Genomic DNA, 15,921 nt, shown 5'->3' with positions numbered 1-15,921 from the left:
CAACGGAGGGTCCGCAACGATGGATGAAAACGAACGTTTCCTTTGGAGTCAGCTGGAGCCTGCCTGCGTTCTGCGGCGGGTACTGCGGCAGATCCCCATAATCCTGGCTGGCGGCGTGATTGCCATACTGTGCGCATGGATGGCCATGACTTACGCTTACCGTCCGGCCTATACCGCCAGCACCACGCTGGCAGTGAGTGTAAAAAGCAGCAGTTATTCGTCGGTGCTCTCCAATCTGAGTATGTCTGCTGAGATCGCCGAAACGTTTACCACACTGTTTGAGAGCAATGTGTTTGACACATTGGCTGCCAATTCTCTGGGACAGGAGAAATTGCCCGGCACACTGAGTGCCACTGTGATCCCGGAGACCAATCTTCTTGTGCTTACTGTAACAGCAGACCGGCCGGATGAGGCATTTCGTACCCTCCAGCTGGTGCTGGACAATTACGACCAGGTTTCCGAGCAAATGTTTCAAAACGTGATTCTTCGGGAACTGGATGGTCCACAGGTGCCTACTGCACCCTCCAACCCATTGAACCGAACCCGGATTCTGCGCCTGGCCGGTATGGGCGGCGCGGGAGTGGTGTTGGTGCTGGTGCTGCTGGCTGCAATTGGTGCGGATACGGTGCAGAACACAGAGGGTCTGCGGCGCAAGGTAGACGCCAAGGCCTTTGCTCTCATTGGGCATGAAGTGAAAAACAAGACCCTGCATACGAAGCTCCACCGGGTGAACAAAGGCCTGCTGGTGACGATGCCGGTGGCCAGCTTTGCTTTTACCGAGACCTTTTATAAATTGGGAGTCAAGCTGACCTATGCCGCAAAGAACAGCGGGCACAAGGTATTTCTTATCACCAGTGTGGCGGAGAACGAGGGCAAATCCACCGTGGCGGCCAATATTGCGCTGACGTTGGCGCAGCGTGGAAAGAAGGTCCTGCTTATTGACGCGGATCTGCATAAGGCTGCACAGTACAAGCTGCTGCAGCATGAGCCGCGGCTGGAACTGGCCGATATGCTTTCCGGCGCGGCTCAGTATGCGCCTGAGTACCTGGAGGAGCAGCAGCTCTATGTCCTCTTTTCCCGCAAGGCCAGCAAGCAGGCGGCTGAACAGATCGCATCGGAGCACATGGCCGAGGTGCTGCGCCGGGCGCGGGAAGAGATGGATTATGTTATTGTGGATTCGCCCCCTATTGCACTGTTTTCCGACGTGGAGGCTCTGGCGGATCAGGCAGACGCCTCTCTGCTGGTGGTACGGCAGGACGGAGTGCCTGCGCGTCGTATCAATGATGCGGCGGATATGCTCAATGAGTGTCGGGGGGAGCTGTTGGGCTGTATCCTGAACGATATGCGTACCCTGCCATTTTTAGGCGGGGGAGAACGGTATGGTTATGGATATGGTTATGGATACGGCTACGGCTACGGTTACGGAGCCTACGGCCATCGACGCCACAGCGGCGGAGAAGAAGAACGCAAGCAGACGGAGAATCGCCATGGATGAGCATAAGACGCAATCACATACACCGCAGCCCATTGACCTGACCCGGCTGTTTCAGGAATTCGGCCGGGTAGGCGTCCGGCTATTCTGGGTACCGGTACTGCTGGCGGTACTGGCAGGAGGGCTGCTGTGGCTAAGGGCCTGGCGGAGTTACACGCCCCTTTACAGTTCCCAGGCCACATTCCTTATTCAGACCCTGGGCAATCAATACGACATCACCGGGGCGGAGGAATATTACGATAAGGCCGCGGCAGAACAGTTGGCCAACACATTTCCCTACCTGCTTCAGTCCCATCTGATGCAGTCCATGCTCCGACAGGAGCTGGGTGTGGACTGGCTCAACGGCAGTATTACAGCCCAGTCGGTGGAGAACACCAATCTGTTCTCGGTGACCGTGACCAGCCCCAGCGCACAGGACGCCTATGACATCCTCAACGCCATTATCACGGTCTATCCACGGGTGGCAAACTACGTGATCGGCAGTACTGAGATGGAGATTCTGGCGCCGCCCACAGTGGCAGACACACCATACAACCAGTTTCAACCCTGGCGCACAGTGGTTAAGGGCGGGGTTCTTGGCGCATGCGTGGGCCTGCTGCTGCTGGTGGTGCTGGCTATGACGCGAAGGACGATCCGAACCCGGGAGGATGTAAAGCGGCAGCTCAATACAGTGTGCCTGGCCAGTCTGCCGGCGTTGAACTTCAAACGCCGTACAGGAAGCTTTGATCATAGCATCTCCATTCGAAACCCCAAGGCGTCCAGCGCATTTCAGGAAAGTGTGCGCAGTTTGCGTATCCGGTTTTTGCGCCAGGCGGAGGAGAAAAACGGAAAAGCTTATCTTGTTTCCAGCACCTTGCCGGGGGAAGGTAAAACCACAGTGGTCCTGAACCTGGCCTTTTCCCTGAGCCAGAATGGCGCACGGGTGATTGTAGTGGACATGGATCTGCGCAACCCATCCATTAAGCGCCAGCTTGGGATGACTGCGCCCTCGCGCGGTATTCCGGAACTGCTTCAGACCCATGGAGCCGATCCGGTGAAGGCGCTGGTACCGGTGGAGGGAACGCGGGTGCGCCTGCTGGCCGGGGACCAGGCCTTATCCAATCCCCGCCGGTTGCTGGAGTCCAAGCGCCTGCCCGCATTGATCCGCGCTCTGTGGGATGAGGCGGACTATATCCTGATTGATACCCCACCCAACGGTTTGCTGGGGGACAGCGCTGCCCTGGCTGAACTGGCCGATGGTATCCTGTATGTTGTCCGGGCAGGCCGAGCGCAGGTGCCTCATATCCTGGACAGCATTCAATTCCTTTCCAACAGCCGTACACCGCTGGTGGGATGTGTGCTGAACGGTGCCCATGGAGAGAGCGGAAGCTATGGCTATGGATATGGCTACGGCTACGGTGGTTACCACCACGGTTATGGAAAATACGACCGGAACGAGCCGGAATGATCCGGAGTGCTTGTTTGATAGAGCCTTGTCGGTCTGAGGAGGGGAAAGCACTATGGGCGGACGGTTCGTGCAAATGCTGCGGGAGGGACAGCTGAAGCAGATGCTCCAGGAGCTGGGCTGGATCTACCATTATGCCAAACGCTGTTGGGGAAAGATCCTGCTTTATTTGCTGCTGGGACTGGCGGGGACAGGTCTGGGGTTGGGGGCAAGCCTGATCTCGCGGGATCTGACCGGCGCAGTGTTGGAACCGGGCAGTCCGTGGGACCAGATCCTCCGTCTGGGAGGGCTCTTTATTGGACTGGGGCTGGCCGCCATTGTCCTGAATGCATGCAACAGCCGGATTGCTGCCCACGTCAACGTAGAATTGCAAAACGGGATGCAGGCCGACCTGTTTCGCAGTCTGCTGGGAGCGGATTGGCAGGCGCTGCAGCAATATCATTCGGGGGATCTGCTCAACCGACTGACCGGAGATGTCAGTACGGTAGCCGAGAGTGTGTTCACCCTGGTTCCCAGTCTTGTGATCCGGCTGTTCCAATTTATGGCATGCCTGCTGCTCATCTTGCACTATGATCCGGTAATGGCGGGACTGGCACTGCTCAGTGCACCGGCGGTGCTGCTCTTTTCACGGGCGCTGGTACATGGGATGCGGGAACATCAGCAGCGTATGCGTACGGTGAGCAGCGATTTGATGGCCTTTCAGGAGGAGACACTGCAAAATCTGTCTCCCATCAAAGCATTTGGACTGACAGAGCGCTTTGGCCAACGCCTGGGACAGGTACAGGAGCACTACCGTACGGCCTCGCTGGATTTTAACCGCTTTTCTATCTTTACATCTACTTTTTTCTCTCTGGCGGGACAGGCGGTTTCCTATCTCTGTCTGGCCTGGGGGGCTTACCGGCTTTGGAGTGGCTACATCGATGTGGCTACCATGGTCCTGTTTTTGCAACTGGCGGCTCAGCTGACGGCTGCGTTCTCTGCGCTGGTGGGGTTGGCTCCTGGAGCCGTTTCGGCTACGGTAGCCGCCCGACGTATCCTTGAGGTGTTGGGAATGCCCGCTGAGCCGGAGCTTGAACCGGAGGAACAGAAACGACTGGAACGGGCCTATAAACGGGGACGGGCGGAGGGAGTGACCCTGCGTCTGGAGAAGGTGCGCTTCAGCTATGGATCGGAAGCACCCGTACTGCAGGGGGCTGATCTGCGTGCTCGCCCAGGGGAGGTTGTGGCGCTGTTGGGCCCCTCCGGCGAGGGTAAAACTACTCTGTTGCGGCTGCTGCTGGGGTTGGCTGTACCCCAGAGCGGACGTGGGATACTGGAACTGGCGGATGGGGAGCAGCTCATTCTGTCACCCGCTACCCGACGTTTTTTCTCCTATGTGCCCCAGGAAAAGGCCATCTTTTCCGGGACCATTGCCCAGAGCCTGCGCCTGCTCGCACCCGAGGCCAGTGAGGAGGAGCTGCGCCAGGCACTGGAGACGGCTTGTGCCTGGGAGTTTGTTCAGAAGCTGCCCCAAGGCATCCACACTCCGTTGGGGGAGCGGGGAGCCGGCCTGTCGGAAGGGCAGAATCAACGCCTGGCCATTGCCCGGGCGCTGCTGCGGGACGCGCCCATCCTGCTGCTGGATGAGGCGACCTCCGCGCTGGATATAGAAACAGAGACGCGGGTATTGCGGGGACTGCTGGGGCAAACGGGACGCACATGCATCGTCACCAGCCACAGACCTTCGGTCTTTGCCCTATGCAGCCGGGCTTATCGCATACAGAATAACCGGCTGGAAGAACTTTCTGAAGAGGAACTGGCGGTTTTAAGCCAAAATTGAGTAAAAAAGAGGAGAACACGGAAGTGTTCTCCTCTTTTTTGGTAATTATTTTTTGAAATTAACATGAGTTAATAGAAAAAAGTCACACAAATGCTATAATTAATTCCAACTATAGTATACATAGCGGGAGGGAGCAGAGATGAGGGCAGAGGAATTTTACCAGCAGTTTTTTCAGCTCTCAGATCCAGTAGAGCTGCAGCGGTTAATGGAGATTACAGAACTGCAGCACCTGCGCAAAGGAGAACTGGTTTGCCGGGAAGGAGAGCGGCGAAGCAAGGTAACATTTTTGCTGCATGGCCTTTTGAGAGGGTACTTCCTGGACGCCAATGGACGGGATATTACAGACTGTTTTGCATTTCAGTGCGGTGCGCCTGCCATGGCGTGTCTGGCGCTGGGGGAGCCATCCAGCATCACCATTGAAGCGATTGCGGAAAGCGATGTGCTGAACCTGCCGATACAGGCGGTGCTGGACCTGCTGGAACAGCGGCCGGAGCACTATCGGGTGTACAGCGAATTTCTGCTCAAAGCTTTGCGCACACACTGGGAAGTCAAGACCATTATGTATCAATATCCGGCGCTTCAGCGCTATCAATGGTTTTTACGGGCTTATCCCGGGCTGAGCGAACAGGTGAGCGGCAAACACATTGCCTCCTTCCTGGGCATGACGCAGGTGACACTTAGCCGTCTGCGGCGTACGCTTCGGGAAGAGCAGCAGGAGCAGAAAGACGAATAAAAGCAAGACAGGGCCGGCAGAGAGATCTGCCGGCCCTGTTCACACCCGGTCCAATTCACACATCCGCCGGGGTGGACTTTGACGCGGCAGCACGCCTTGGTATCCGGGTGATCTGGGCCCTTTCACTGCCGGGGAAGGTGGCACCCGTCACCGCGGGCAAGAGCATCAAAAGCACCATCTATAATATCCTAAGTGAACTGGGAGTGTGAATATGGAACAGATCCGGGTGGGATTTGCATTTTGCGGATCCTTCTGTACGTATGGGAAGGCCATGGCGGCACTGGAACAGGTCCGGGAGCGATATGAACAGGTATTTCCCATTGTATCCGAGCGCAGCGCTGCCACCGATACCCGTTTCGGGGCGGCTCATGATTTTATGCGGGAAATGGAGCGTATCTGCGGCCGACGGGTGATTGACTCCATTGCCAAGGCGGAGCCCATCGGGCCTAAACAGCTGCTGGATGTGTTGGTAATCTGCCCCTGCACGGGGAATACCATGGCAAAGTTGGCTTGGGGCGTGACCGACAGCACGGTTACGATGGCTGCCAAGGCCCACCTGCGCAATGGCCGGCCGCTGGTGCTCTGCCCGGCCACCAATGATGGGCTGGCCGCCTCGGCCCAGAACATAGGCCGTTTGCTGGATAAAAAAAATGTCTATTTTGTGCCCTTCCGTCAGGATGACCCGGTGGAGAAGCCTACTTCCCTTGTGGCGGAATTTTCCCTGGTACCTGCAGCCATTGAGGCAGCCCTGCGGGGGGAGCAGCTGCAGCCCCTGCTGTTGGGGCCGGCGTTTTGACAGAAAAGCCGCCATGTCCCGTCTACGGGACATGGCGGCTTTGTTTACAGCAGAATGACTCCAGCATCGCGGCAGGCCTGAATGGTCTGTTCATCCCAAACACTGGCCTGTACCTCGCCAATGTGGGCCTTGCCCAGCAGAAGCATGCACAGTCGGGATTGGCCAATACCGCCGCCGATGGTGAGGGGCAGTTTGCCCTCCAGCAGCATCTTATGGAAGGGCAGTGTCCGCCGGTCATCACAACCGGAAACGGTGAGCTGGCGGTCCAGTGCGGCGGGATCTACCCGGATGCCCATGGAGGAAACCTCAAAAGCACGCTCCAGTACGGGATTCCACACCAGAATGTCGCCGTTGAGGGTCCAGTCGTCGTAGTCGGGAGCGCGGCCGTCATGAGGTTTACCTGACTTCAGAGCCCCGCCGATTCCCATGAGAAAGGTAGTGGGGTGGTCCTTGACCCAGGCATCCTCCCGCTCCTTGGGGCTCAGCTCAGGCCAGCGGTCTTCCAACTGCTGAGCGGTGACGAAGGAGACCTCAGTCTCCAGCAGGGGCAGGGCGGTGAGCTGGGGGAAGACCGAGCGCAGGGTGTGCTGAGTCTCCGCCATGGCGGAGACGATGGTGGAGACTGTAGATTGGAGGTATTCCACCGTCCGGTCACGAGGGGCGATGACCTTTTCCCAGTCCCACTGGTCCACATAGACCGAGTGGAGGTTGTCCAGCTCCTCGTCCCGACGAATGGCGTTCATGTCGGTGTAAAGCCCTTCGCCCACGGAGAACTGATAGCGGTAGAGGGCCATGCGCTTCCACTTAGCCAGGGAATGGACGACCTGTGCATCCCGTCCGGCATCGGGAATATCAAAGGAAACGGCCCGCTCTACGCCGTTGAGGTCATCATTCAGACCGGTGGAGGCCTCCACAAACAGGGGAGCGGACACCCGGCGCAGGTGCAGAGCACCGCCCAGGGTATCTTCAAACAGGCGCTTTAAAAGGCCAATGGCTTTTTGTGTATCATACAGGTTGAGACAGGGGGCGTACCCCTGGGGGATCACAGTTTGCAGCATAGCAGGACGCTCCTTTATCATCAGAGGGATGGATATACTGCATCACATTATACAATAAAAGTACAGATGGAGCAAGGGGACTCATGCGAGCAGATGGAAAAAGATTGTGCGATACCAGTCGGCAAATACACTGCCGCGCCGCCAAAGGAAGGTAAAGTCGTGTGTCATGTCTCCGCCCTCCAGTGTTAGTTCCCGCAGCTTGCCTGCCGCCAGTTCGGCCCGTACCGCCGGTTCATAGAAAAAGGCAATCCCAAGTCCGGCACAGGCCAGGGATTTGATGGCGTCCAGGTTGCCCAGCTCGGTGAGGGCACGAAAGTCATCCACGGTCCGGTTGTGTTCGTGCAGGACTCGCTCCAGCACTTCGCGGGTGCCTGAGCCCGGTTCTCGGGTGAGCAGACGTTCCCCCAGCAGATCCTCCAAACAGCGGGGCGGAGTCGCAAAGGGATAATTGGGGGCGCACACCGCCACATAGCGTTCCGTACGGTAGGGCAGACTGTCATACTCCTGCTGGGGGAAAAAACCTTCCACTATGGCAAAGTCAATGTCCCCCTCATCCAGCAGATGGAGCAAATCGGCGGTGTTGGCCACATGCATACGGATCTGGGTGTCAGGCTCCTGCTGGAGCAGACGGATGAGAGGCTCCGGCATCACATATTCCCCAATGGTCAGCGTCACCCCAAAGCACAGCCGCCGCCGGGCGTTTTGTTGGCGCAGCAGCTCCTGCAGGCGGTGGACGTCGTGGCGCATGGTGGTGGCGGTCTGGAGTACCAGGTGTCCGGCAGGTGTCAGAGTCAGCTGCTTGCCTGCGTAGGCAAACAATTTGGCTCCAAACTGGGCCTCCAGCGTGTGAATGTGCTGGGAGACGGCGGGCTGGGTAATGTGCAGCAGTTCAGCCGCCCGGGTAAAATTCATGGTCTGACATACGGTCAGAAAGGTTTCAATCCGAAAATCCAGCATAGCACTCCCTCCTGGAGAAAAGAATAACATATTGTTATGGCAAAATAAAGAAGGATAATTTTACATGATGCTTTTTCCGCAGTATACTGGTACTCACCGATAAAGAGAAAGAGAGGAATTATGTGTGAAATTGTGGCGCGAACGCAGCCTGGGACTTTTGCTATGCCTGGTGATTGCCATTCCCTGCTGGCTGCTTGGTAAGGCTCTGCCCGTGGTAGGGGGGCCGGTTTTTGCCATCCTGGCAGGTATGATCATCACCCTGTTCTACCGGAATAAGGACCGGACCCAGGCTGGCATTACCTATACCTCCAAAAAAATCCTCCAGTATGCGGTTATCCTGCTGGGCTTCGGCCTGAATCTGTCAGAGATTGCTAAGGTGGGGGCACAGTCTCTGCCGATCATTCTCTCCACAATTACCACCTCTTTGGTGGTCTCCTTCCTGCTGCATAAGGCCATGAAGGTGCCCTCCAACATCTCCACCCTGGTGGGTGTGGGTTCCTCGATCTGCGGCGGCTCGGCCATTGCGGCTACTGCACCTGTTATCGGCGCGGATGATGAGGAGATTGCCCAGTCCATCTCGGTGATCTTTCTGTTCAATGTGGCCGCGGCACTGATCTTCCCCACACTGGGCGGAGTGCTGGGGCTGAGCAACGAGGGCTTTGGCCTCTTTGCCGGTACGGCTGTGAACGATACCTCCTCGGTGACGGCGGCGGCCGCTGCCTGGGACGGTATGCATCCCGGGGCCAACACCCTGGATACCGCTACGATCGTCAAGCTTACCCGGACATTGGCCATCATCCCCATTACCCTGGTGCTGGCGCTCTGGCGCACGGCTCAGGCCAAGCGGGCCGGCGGGGAGCAGGCCAGCAGCTTCAGTCTGAAGAAGGTCTTCCCCTTCTTTATCCTGTTTTTTGTTCTGGCGTCGGTCATTACCACGGTAGCTACTTTGGGCGGTGTGCCGTCGGCCGCATTCTCCCCCTTCAAAGAATTGAGCAAGTTCTTTATTGTCATGGCCATGGCAGCCATCGGGTTGAATACCGATCTGGTCAAGCTGGTGCGTACCGGCGGTAAGCCCATTTTCATGGGTTTTTGCTGCTGGGTCGCCATTGCACTGGTGAGCCTGGGTATGCAGCACGTGCTGGGTATCTGGTAAAACAAAACGCCGGGGCGGTTCCCTTGGGAACCGCCCCGGCGTTTTGTTCAGCAGCAGCGGCGGAACATGCGCCGGGTGCGCAGTACGAAGCAGACCGAGCGCACCACCCAGTCGCCCACCATGGCTGTCCACACGCCAAGCACGCCCCACTGAAACACTACGCCCAGCAGATAGCTGCCCACCAGGCGCACAGCCACCATGGAGACAATGGAGATGACCATGGGTACCCGCACATCTCCGGTGGCCCGCAGAGCGTTGGGAAGGGTGAAGGAAAGGGGCCAAAGCAGCATGGCGCAGCCGTTGTGGATCCAGATAAGCAGGAAGGCGTAGCGCTGCGTCTCCGGCGAGAGCTGGTAGAGCATCAGGATCAGGGGCAGGCACAGCAGCAGCACCGCGTTGAGCCCCCAGGTGCACAGATAGGCGATCTTGAGCAGGCGCTTGGTGTATTGCCGCACCTGTGTCCATTCCTCGGCGCCCACGCACTGGCCAACCACGGTGATGAGGGCCAGACCCAGAGCCTGCCCGGGGATAACGCCGAAGCCGTCGATGTTGTTGGCTACGGCATTGGCTGCGGTCTGGGCGGTGCCGAAGGTGGAGATCATACTCACCAACAGGACCCGGCCCAGCTGAAAGAAGCTGTTTTCCAGGCTGTTGGGCACACCGATGCGCAGGATTTGGCCCATGACCGCGGGCTCGAAGCGGAAACGGAGCAGATGGTTGATCCGAACGGGATTGTGATGGCTGTGCATCAGCACCATCATGATGATGGCTGCCACAATGCGGGAGAGTAGGGAGGAAAAGGCCACGCCGGCCACGCCCTGGTGGAAGACAAACACAAAGATGGCGTTGCCCACAATGTTCTGTCCATTCATCCAGGCCGAGACATACATGGAGGCCCTGGAGTTGCCCATGGCCCGCAGCAGGGCGGCACAGCCGTTGTACAGGGCAATGAAGGGATAGGAGAGGGCAGAGATGACAAAGTAGGTGATGGCCCCCTCCATGACGGCCGGCTCTACCTGACCAAACAGCACGCCAAGTAGCCCTGCCTTGAAGAGCAAAACCAGGGTCATGATGATCAGCGCGATGCCGGTGACGATGTACATGAGCTGGTTGGCTGTCCGGTTGGCCCGGTCCAGATCCTGGGCGCCGATGGCCTGTGCGCACACTACGGCGCCGCCGGTGGCCAGGGCGGCAAAGATATTGATGATCAGTACGTTGATCAGGTCTACCAGCGCCACACTGGAGACTGCGGCCTCACCTGCGGAGGAGACCATCATGATGTCGGCCATACCCACCATGACGGAGAGAAACTGCTCGATCACCAACGGGATGATGAGCTTTTTCAGAGCTTGATTGCTGAACACGGCGATCCTCTTTCCTTTTTTATCACGTCGATTTTACAGTATAGCGCGAATGGGAAAGCTGGACAAGTGGCAAAACAGACGGAATCCCTTGCCTTTTTTTCATGAGGGGGGTATAATTTGGCTCAGTAAATCGCGGAAACAGACCCAAGGAGGAGACTATGGAAAAAATTCGGATGACGACCCCGCTGGTGGAGATGGACGGGGATGAGATGACCCGTGTGCTGTGGAAGCAGATCAAGGATGAGCTGCTGCTGCCCTACATCGACCTGAAGACCGAGTACTACGATCTGGGTCTGCCCGAGCGGGAAAAGACCGGCGACCAGGTGACGGTGGACTCGGCCGAGGCCACCAAAAAGTACGGTGTGGCCGTCAAGTGCGCCACCATTACCCCCAATGCCCAGCGGGTGGAGGAGTACAAGCTTTCCCAGATGTGGAAGTCCCCCAACGGTACCATCCGCGCCATTCTGGATGGCACGGTGTTCCGCGCTCCCATCATGGTCAAGGGCATCTCCCCGGTGGTCAAGACCTGGAAGAAGCCCATCACCATCGCCCGTCACGCCTACGGCGATGTGTATAAAGGAACGGAATACCGGGTGCCCGGCCCCGGTAAGGCTGAGCTGGTGTTTACTGCTGCCGACGGGACCGAGCAGTTCCGTCAGACCGTCTATGACTTTGAGTGCGGCGGCGTGCTCCAGGGACAGTACAATAAGGACAGCTCGATCCGCTCCTTCGCCCGCTCCTGCTTCCAATATGCCATCGACACCAAGCAGGACCTGTGGTTTGCCACCAAGGACACCATCTCCAAGCAGTACGACCACACCTTTAAGGATATCTTCCAGGAGATCTTTGACGCGGAGTACAAGGCCCAGTTCGATGCGCTGGGCATCGAGTACTTCTATACCCTCATCGACGATGCGGTGGCGCGGGTCATTCGTTCCCAGGGTGGATTTATCTGGGCCTGTAAGAACTACGACGGCGATGTGATGAGCGACATGGTCTCCACCGCCTTTGGCTCTCTGGCCATGATGACTTCCGTCCTGGTTTCTCCTGACGGTAAATATGAGTACGAGGCCGCCCACGGCACCGTTACCCGTCACTACTACAAGTACCTGAAGGGGGAGGAGACCTCCACCAACCCGGTGGCGACCCTCTTTGCCTGGACGGGCGCACTGCGCAAGCGGGGTGAGCTGGACGGTATCGCCGAACTGTCCGCCTTTGCCGACAAGCTGGAGGCGGCTACCATCGCCACCATCGAGTCCGGCGTGATGACCAAGGACCTGGTGGGCCTGTGGGAAGGAGAGACTCCCGCTAAGGGTGTCAACTCCTTGGAATTCCTCCGCGCCATCCGTGCCCGGTTGGAGGCCTGAGCAGTCTGACCAATGCCCCCGGAGCTGAGAAAAAGCTCCGGGGGTATTTTTGTCCGGATGGTATGAAGCCGGGGCGGAGCGGGTATCCTTTCTGTGTCCAAAATATACCAGGGAGGAGCTTATGACGATGGATTTTCATGACAGCCAGACCCGGCTCAACCTGATGCGGGCCTTTGCGGGAGAGAGTCAGGCCCGAAACCGCTATACCTTTGCAGCCGATCTGGCGCGGCAGCAGCAGATGTATGTATTGGAGCAGCTGTTTACCTTTACCGCATCCCAGGAGCAGGCCCATGCGTGGGTCTTTTACAACCTGCTCAAGCCGGTATCCGGACAGAGTCTGAAGGTGGACGGCAGTTACCCTGTCGAACTCTACCAGGAACTTCTGCCCCATCTGCAGGCGGCGCAGCACAACGAATACCAGGAGTGGGAGCATGACTATGCGGGTTTTGCTCGTACAGCGGCAGAGGAAGAGTTTCCTGAGATCGCCCATACCTTCCGCGCCATCGCTGCAGTGGAAAAGACCCATGGCGACCGGTTCGGGCGGTTTGCCACATGGCTGGAGCAAGGGCGACTGTTTGTGTCGGATCAGCCGGAACGCTGGATTTGTTTGCACTGCGGACATGTGGTGGAGGGCGCGGGCGCACCGGCGGTCTGTCCGGTCTGCCGCCGTCCGCAGGGATACTTTATCCGGGAAAAAGAAATACTATTTTAAGGAAAAACTGGCGGTTGCGTTGTGCAGCCGCCAGTTTTTTGCACAAAAGTAAACTCAATGGTAATGATTGACATCAAGGGGAAAGGCCGATATAATGGGGGCGACCGATGGGAGGTGTGGCCTGTCGGATCTTGTTGTGTTGTGTTAGGAGGAAAGTTATGATCAAGCGTTTTTCCAACGGCTGCGTTAAGATCATGAACCGATGGCTGCCGGATCCCTTCCTGTTTGCCATCATTCTGACCATCGTAGTCTTCATTGCCGCCATGGTGGGCACCCAGCAGAACCCTGTGGAGCTGGTCTGGGCCTGGGGCGGCAAGGGCGCCAGCGGCGACGGCTTCTGGGGCCTGCTGTCCTTCTCCATGCAGATGGCACTGGTGCTGGTGCTGGGTTCGGCCATGGCTTCGGCCAGAGCGTGCAGGCGCGCTCTGCGCTCCATCGCTACCCTGGCCCATGATCCCAAGAGCGCCATTCTGGTAACCACCTTTGTCTCCACCATTTGCTGCTGGCTGAACTGGGGCTTTGGCCTCATCGCCGGTGTGCTGCTGGCCCGTGAGGTGGCCCGCCGGGTACGGGATGTGGACTATCCTCTGCTGATTGCCTCGGCCTATTCCGGCTTCGTGATCTGGCACGCTGGCCTGTCCGGCTCCATTCCCCTGCAGATTGCCAACGGCAGCACCATTCTGGATGTGGTCTACCAGGCTCCGGTGGCCAAGACCATCTTCCATCCCGTTAACCTGGGCATGGTGCTGGTGATCCTGCTGATCATGCCTCTGGTCAACTACGCCATGCACCCCACAGCCCAGAATACCATTGCTGTGGATCCCGCCCTGCTGGCCGAAGAGGACGAGAAGAAGTATGAGATCAGCACTCCGGCCGAGCGCATTGAGCACAGCCGCATCCTGTGGGTCATCACCCTGGTTCTCGGCTTTGCCTACATCATCTATTACTTCACGCAGAAGGGCTTCAATCTGGACCTGAACATCGTCAACATGATCTTCCTGTTCGTGGGTATCCTGCTGCACGGTGACCTCTACCGCTATGTGGACGCCATCTCCGACGCGGCCAAGAGCTCTGCCGGCATCCTGCTCCAGTTCCCCTTCTATGCGGGCATCATGGGCCTGATGGTGGCCCAGAACGCCGCCGGCGTCTCCCTGGCCTCCATCATTGCTGATTTCTTTGTCCACATCTCCAACGATGTGACCTTCCCCATGCTCACCTTCCTGTCCGCCGGTATCATCAACTTCTTCGTGCCCTCCGGCGGCGGTCAGTGGGCCGTTCAGGCGCCCATTGTCATGCCCGCCGCTGAGGCTATGGGTATCGACTATGGCCGGGCCGCCATGGCCATTGCCTGGGGCGACCAGTGGACCAACATGATTCAGCCCTTCTGGGCGCTGCCCGCTCTGGGTATTGCCGGACTGTCTGCCCGCAATATCATGGGCTACCTGGTGATCGTGACCATCTTCACCGGTGTAGTGGCTTGCGGCGGCTTCCTCGTCTGGGGCCTGTTCTTCTAAGTGTTCTCATATCCGCACCAGGTGGGCCGCCCAAATGGGCGGCCCACTTTTTCATCCGTTGCGCTCTCGAACCGGGTGTGCTATCATGAAATAAATAGAAAAAAGGAGAGAAACGGATGGAGATCCTTGTGGTAGACGGCCAGGGCGGCCGGATTGGACAGCAGCTGGTACGGGCGGTACTGGCCCGCTACCCGCAGTTGCGGGTGACGGCAGTAGGTACCAATAGCCTGGCCACTGCCGCCATGCTGAAAGGAGGCGCAGCCCAAGGGGCCACGGGAGAAAACGCCCTGCTGGTGGCTTGCCGCCGGGCAGATGTGATCCTGGGTCCCATGGGAATCGTGATTGCCGACGCGCTGCTGGGGGAGATTTCCCCTGCTATGGCTGTGGCGGTAGGGCAGTCCCGCGCACATAAGATCCTTATCCCGCTCAACCAGTGTGACAATGTAGTGGCCGGGGTGGCTGGCCTGTCCATTGGAAAGCTGTTGGAGAGCGCGGTGGATGAGTTGGGCCGACTGCTGGAGGCGTCCCAAAAAGAATAGAAAAAAACCGGCGGCATTAAGCCGCCGGTTTTTTATTCGGCCAAGAAGTCTGCCACAGCCTGCTGGGCTTGGGCAAGAAAGTCCCCCTCCATATCCAGCCACAGTACGCCATGATCCCGACGGAACCAAACCATCTGACGTTTGGCAAAGCGCTTAATGGCCCGGCCCAATTCGTCCTTCAGACCATCCAGAGTTGGGATGCGTCCGGTGAGATACCAGAGAATATAGCGGTACTCCAGGCCAAGACGCTCCAGAAATGCGTCGCTGGCACCGGCCTGACGTAGGGCAGCCACCTCTTCGATCATACCGGCGTCGATGCGGGCCTCAAGCCGCTGGTCGATGCGCTGGCAGACCGTTTCCCGCGGATAGGTGACCCCCAACTGCAGGCAGTGGTACCGCGGCTGGGCGGGGGGAGTATCCAGCGGCCCGGCAAAGGATTTTTCCAATGCGCGCACCAGCCGGTGGCGGTTTTGCTCTTCTCCGCCGGTGAGTGTGACCCCGGTCCGTTCCCGCAGCAGGGCGTAGAGCTCCTGGGTGCTCTTGCCCTCCAGCTGGGCCCGCAGCTCCGGGTCAGGCCGGACGTCGTTAAAGACAAAGCCCTCGGTCACCGCCCGCACATAGAGCCCTGTACCGCCTACCAGAAAGGGGATCTTGCCCCGGGCCAGAATTCCGTCGATGGCGGCGTAGGCCGCGGTCTGGAAATCTGCTACGGAATAGGTCTCGTTGGGTTCGGCCACGTCCAGCAGGTGATGGGGAACGCCCTGCATCTCTTCGGCCGTCACCTTGCCGGTACCCAAATCCAGCCCCCGGTATACCTGCCGGGAGTCAGCGGAGACGATCTCACCATCAAAACATTTGGCCAAGTCTACCCCCAGCCCACTCTTTCCACAGGCGGTGGTACCCAGGACTACGATCAGTTTGGGCAACGGCATGTATACACATCCTTTCTGTTCTCAGGTGTATTGTAGCATAA

The 15,921-nt window shown here is 58.2% G+C and carries 14 protein-coding genes; 10 read left to right on the top strand and 4 right to left on the bottom strand.

From position 1 onward, the window contains the following. Nucleotides 1-19: 19 nt before the first annotated feature. From WMO45_RS04675 to WMO45_RS04650, 5 genes are all read left to right on the top strand, one after another. Nucleotides 20-1,495 carry a polysaccharide biosynthesis tyrosine autokinase gene (locus WMO45_RS04675; protein WP_349139407.1) on the top strand — a complete coding sequence of 492 codons (1,476 nt, stop codon included), beginning with the start codon at nt 20-22 and terminating at the stop codon, nt 1,493-1,495. Then, nucleotides 1,386-2,939 carry a tyrosine-protein kinase domain-containing protein gene (locus WMO45_RS04670; protein WP_349139406.1) on the top strand — a complete coding sequence of 518 codons (1,554 nt, stop codon included), beginning with the start codon at nt 1,386-1,388 and terminating at the stop codon, nt 2,937-2,939. Before WMO45_RS04675 ends, WMO45_RS04670 begins: the two co-directional genes overlap by 110 nt. 52 nt (nt 2,940-2,991) lie before the next feature. Beyond that, a complete protein-coding gene (locus WMO45_RS04665; RefSeq protein ID WP_349139405.1) occupies nt 2,992-4,755 on the top strand; it encodes an ABC transporter ATP-binding protein in 1,764 nt (587 codons plus the stop codon). Between the two features lie 139 nt (nt 4,756-4,894). Continuing rightward, nucleotides 4,895-5,488: a Crp/Fnr family transcriptional regulator gene (locus WMO45_RS04660; protein ID WP_349139404.1), complete on the top strand. Its 594-nt coding sequence runs from the start codon at nt 4,895-4,897 to the stop codon at nt 5,486-5,488. A gap of 211 nt (nt 5,489-5,699) precedes the next feature. Continuing rightward, on the top strand, nt 5,700-6,284 hold the full coding sequence (locus WMO45_RS04650; protein ID WP_349139403.1) for a dipicolinate synthase subunit B: 585 nt from the start codon (nt 5,700-5,702) through the stop codon (nt 6,282-6,284). Between the two features lie 44 nt (nt 6,285-6,328). Here the strand turns inward: WMO45_RS04650 and asnA are convergent, their stop codons facing one another. Both asnA and WMO45_RS04640 read right to left on the bottom strand, forming a co-directional pair. Beyond that, nucleotides 6,329-7,342 carry an aspartate--ammonia ligase gene (gene asnA / locus WMO45_RS04645; RefSeq protein ID WP_349139402.1) on the bottom strand — a complete coding sequence of 338 codons (1,014 nt, stop codon included), beginning with the start codon at nt 7,340-7,342 and terminating at the stop codon, nt 6,329-6,331. An 81-nt stretch (nt 7,343-7,423) separates the two neighbouring features. Further along, nucleotides 7,424-8,299 carry a LysR family transcriptional regulator gene (locus tag WMO45_RS04640; RefSeq protein ID WP_349139401.1) on the bottom strand — a complete coding sequence of 292 codons (876 nt, stop codon included), beginning with the start codon at nt 8,297-8,299 and terminating at the stop codon, nt 7,424-7,426. 124 nt (nt 8,300-8,423) lie between these two features. Between WMO45_RS04640 and WMO45_RS04635 the strand changes: the two genes are divergently transcribed. Next, entirely contained in the window at nt 8,424-9,452 is a 1,029-nt protein-coding gene (locus WMO45_RS04635) for a YeiH family protein (RefSeq protein ID WP_349139400.1), read from the top strand. A gap of 47 nt (nt 9,453-9,499) precedes the next feature. On the opposite strand, the gene WMO45_RS04630 is transcribed toward WMO45_RS04635, so the two are convergent. Further along, nucleotides 9,500-10,816: an MATE family efflux transporter gene (locus tag WMO45_RS04630; protein WP_349139399.1), complete on the bottom strand. Its 1,317-nt coding sequence runs from the start codon at nt 10,814-10,816 to the stop codon at nt 9,500-9,502. 158 nt (nt 10,817-10,974) lie between these two features. Here WMO45_RS04630 and WMO45_RS04625 point away from each other — a divergent pair, with 158 nt between their 5' ends. The 4 genes from WMO45_RS04625 (at nt 10,975) to WMO45_RS04610 (ending at nt 14,948) form a co-directional block, all read left to right on the top strand. Continuing rightward, the gene (locus tag WMO45_RS04625) at nt 10,975-12,183 is read left to right on the top strand and encodes an NADP-dependent isocitrate dehydrogenase (RefSeq protein WP_349139398.1); all 1,209 of its coding nucleotides are present in this window, start codon (nt 10,975-10,977) and stop codon (nt 12,181-12,183) included. Between the two features lie 121 nt (nt 12,184-12,304). After that, on the top strand, nt 12,305-12,895 hold the full coding sequence (locus tag WMO45_RS04620) for a rubrerythrin family protein (protein ID WP_349139397.1): 591 nt from the start codon (nt 12,305-12,307) through the stop codon (nt 12,893-12,895). A 158-nt stretch (nt 12,896-13,053) separates the two neighbouring features. Then, nucleotides 13,054-14,409: a short-chain fatty acid transporter gene (locus tag WMO45_RS04615; RefSeq protein ID WP_349139396.1), complete on the top strand. Its 1,356-nt coding sequence runs from the start codon at nt 13,054-13,056 to the stop codon at nt 14,407-14,409. Between the two features lie 116 nt (nt 14,410-14,525). Further along, the gene (locus WMO45_RS04610) at nt 14,526-14,948 is read left to right on the top strand and encodes a DUF3842 family protein (protein WP_349139395.1); all 423 of its coding nucleotides are present in this window, start codon (nt 14,526-14,528) and stop codon (nt 14,946-14,948) included. A gap of 32 nt (nt 14,949-14,980) precedes the next feature. Here WMO45_RS04610 and miaA read toward each other — a convergent pair whose 3' ends face one another. Further along, complete coding sequence (miaA, locus tag WMO45_RS04605) at nt 14,981-15,880, bottom strand: tRNA (adenosine(37)-N6)-dimethylallyltransferase MiaA (protein ID WP_349139394.1); 900 nt, start codon at nt 15,878-15,880, stop codon at nt 14,981-14,983. Nucleotides 15,881-15,921 lie beyond the last annotated feature (41 nt).

The sequence above is a fragment of the Flavonifractor hominis genome (genome assembly GCF_040095835.1).
Lineage (GTDB): Bacteria > Bacillota > Clostridia > Oscillospirales > Oscillospiraceae > Flavonifractor > Flavonifractor hominis.
Note: the sequence above shows the minus strand (reverse complement) of the source record. Positions and strands in the feature narration are given on the sequence as shown.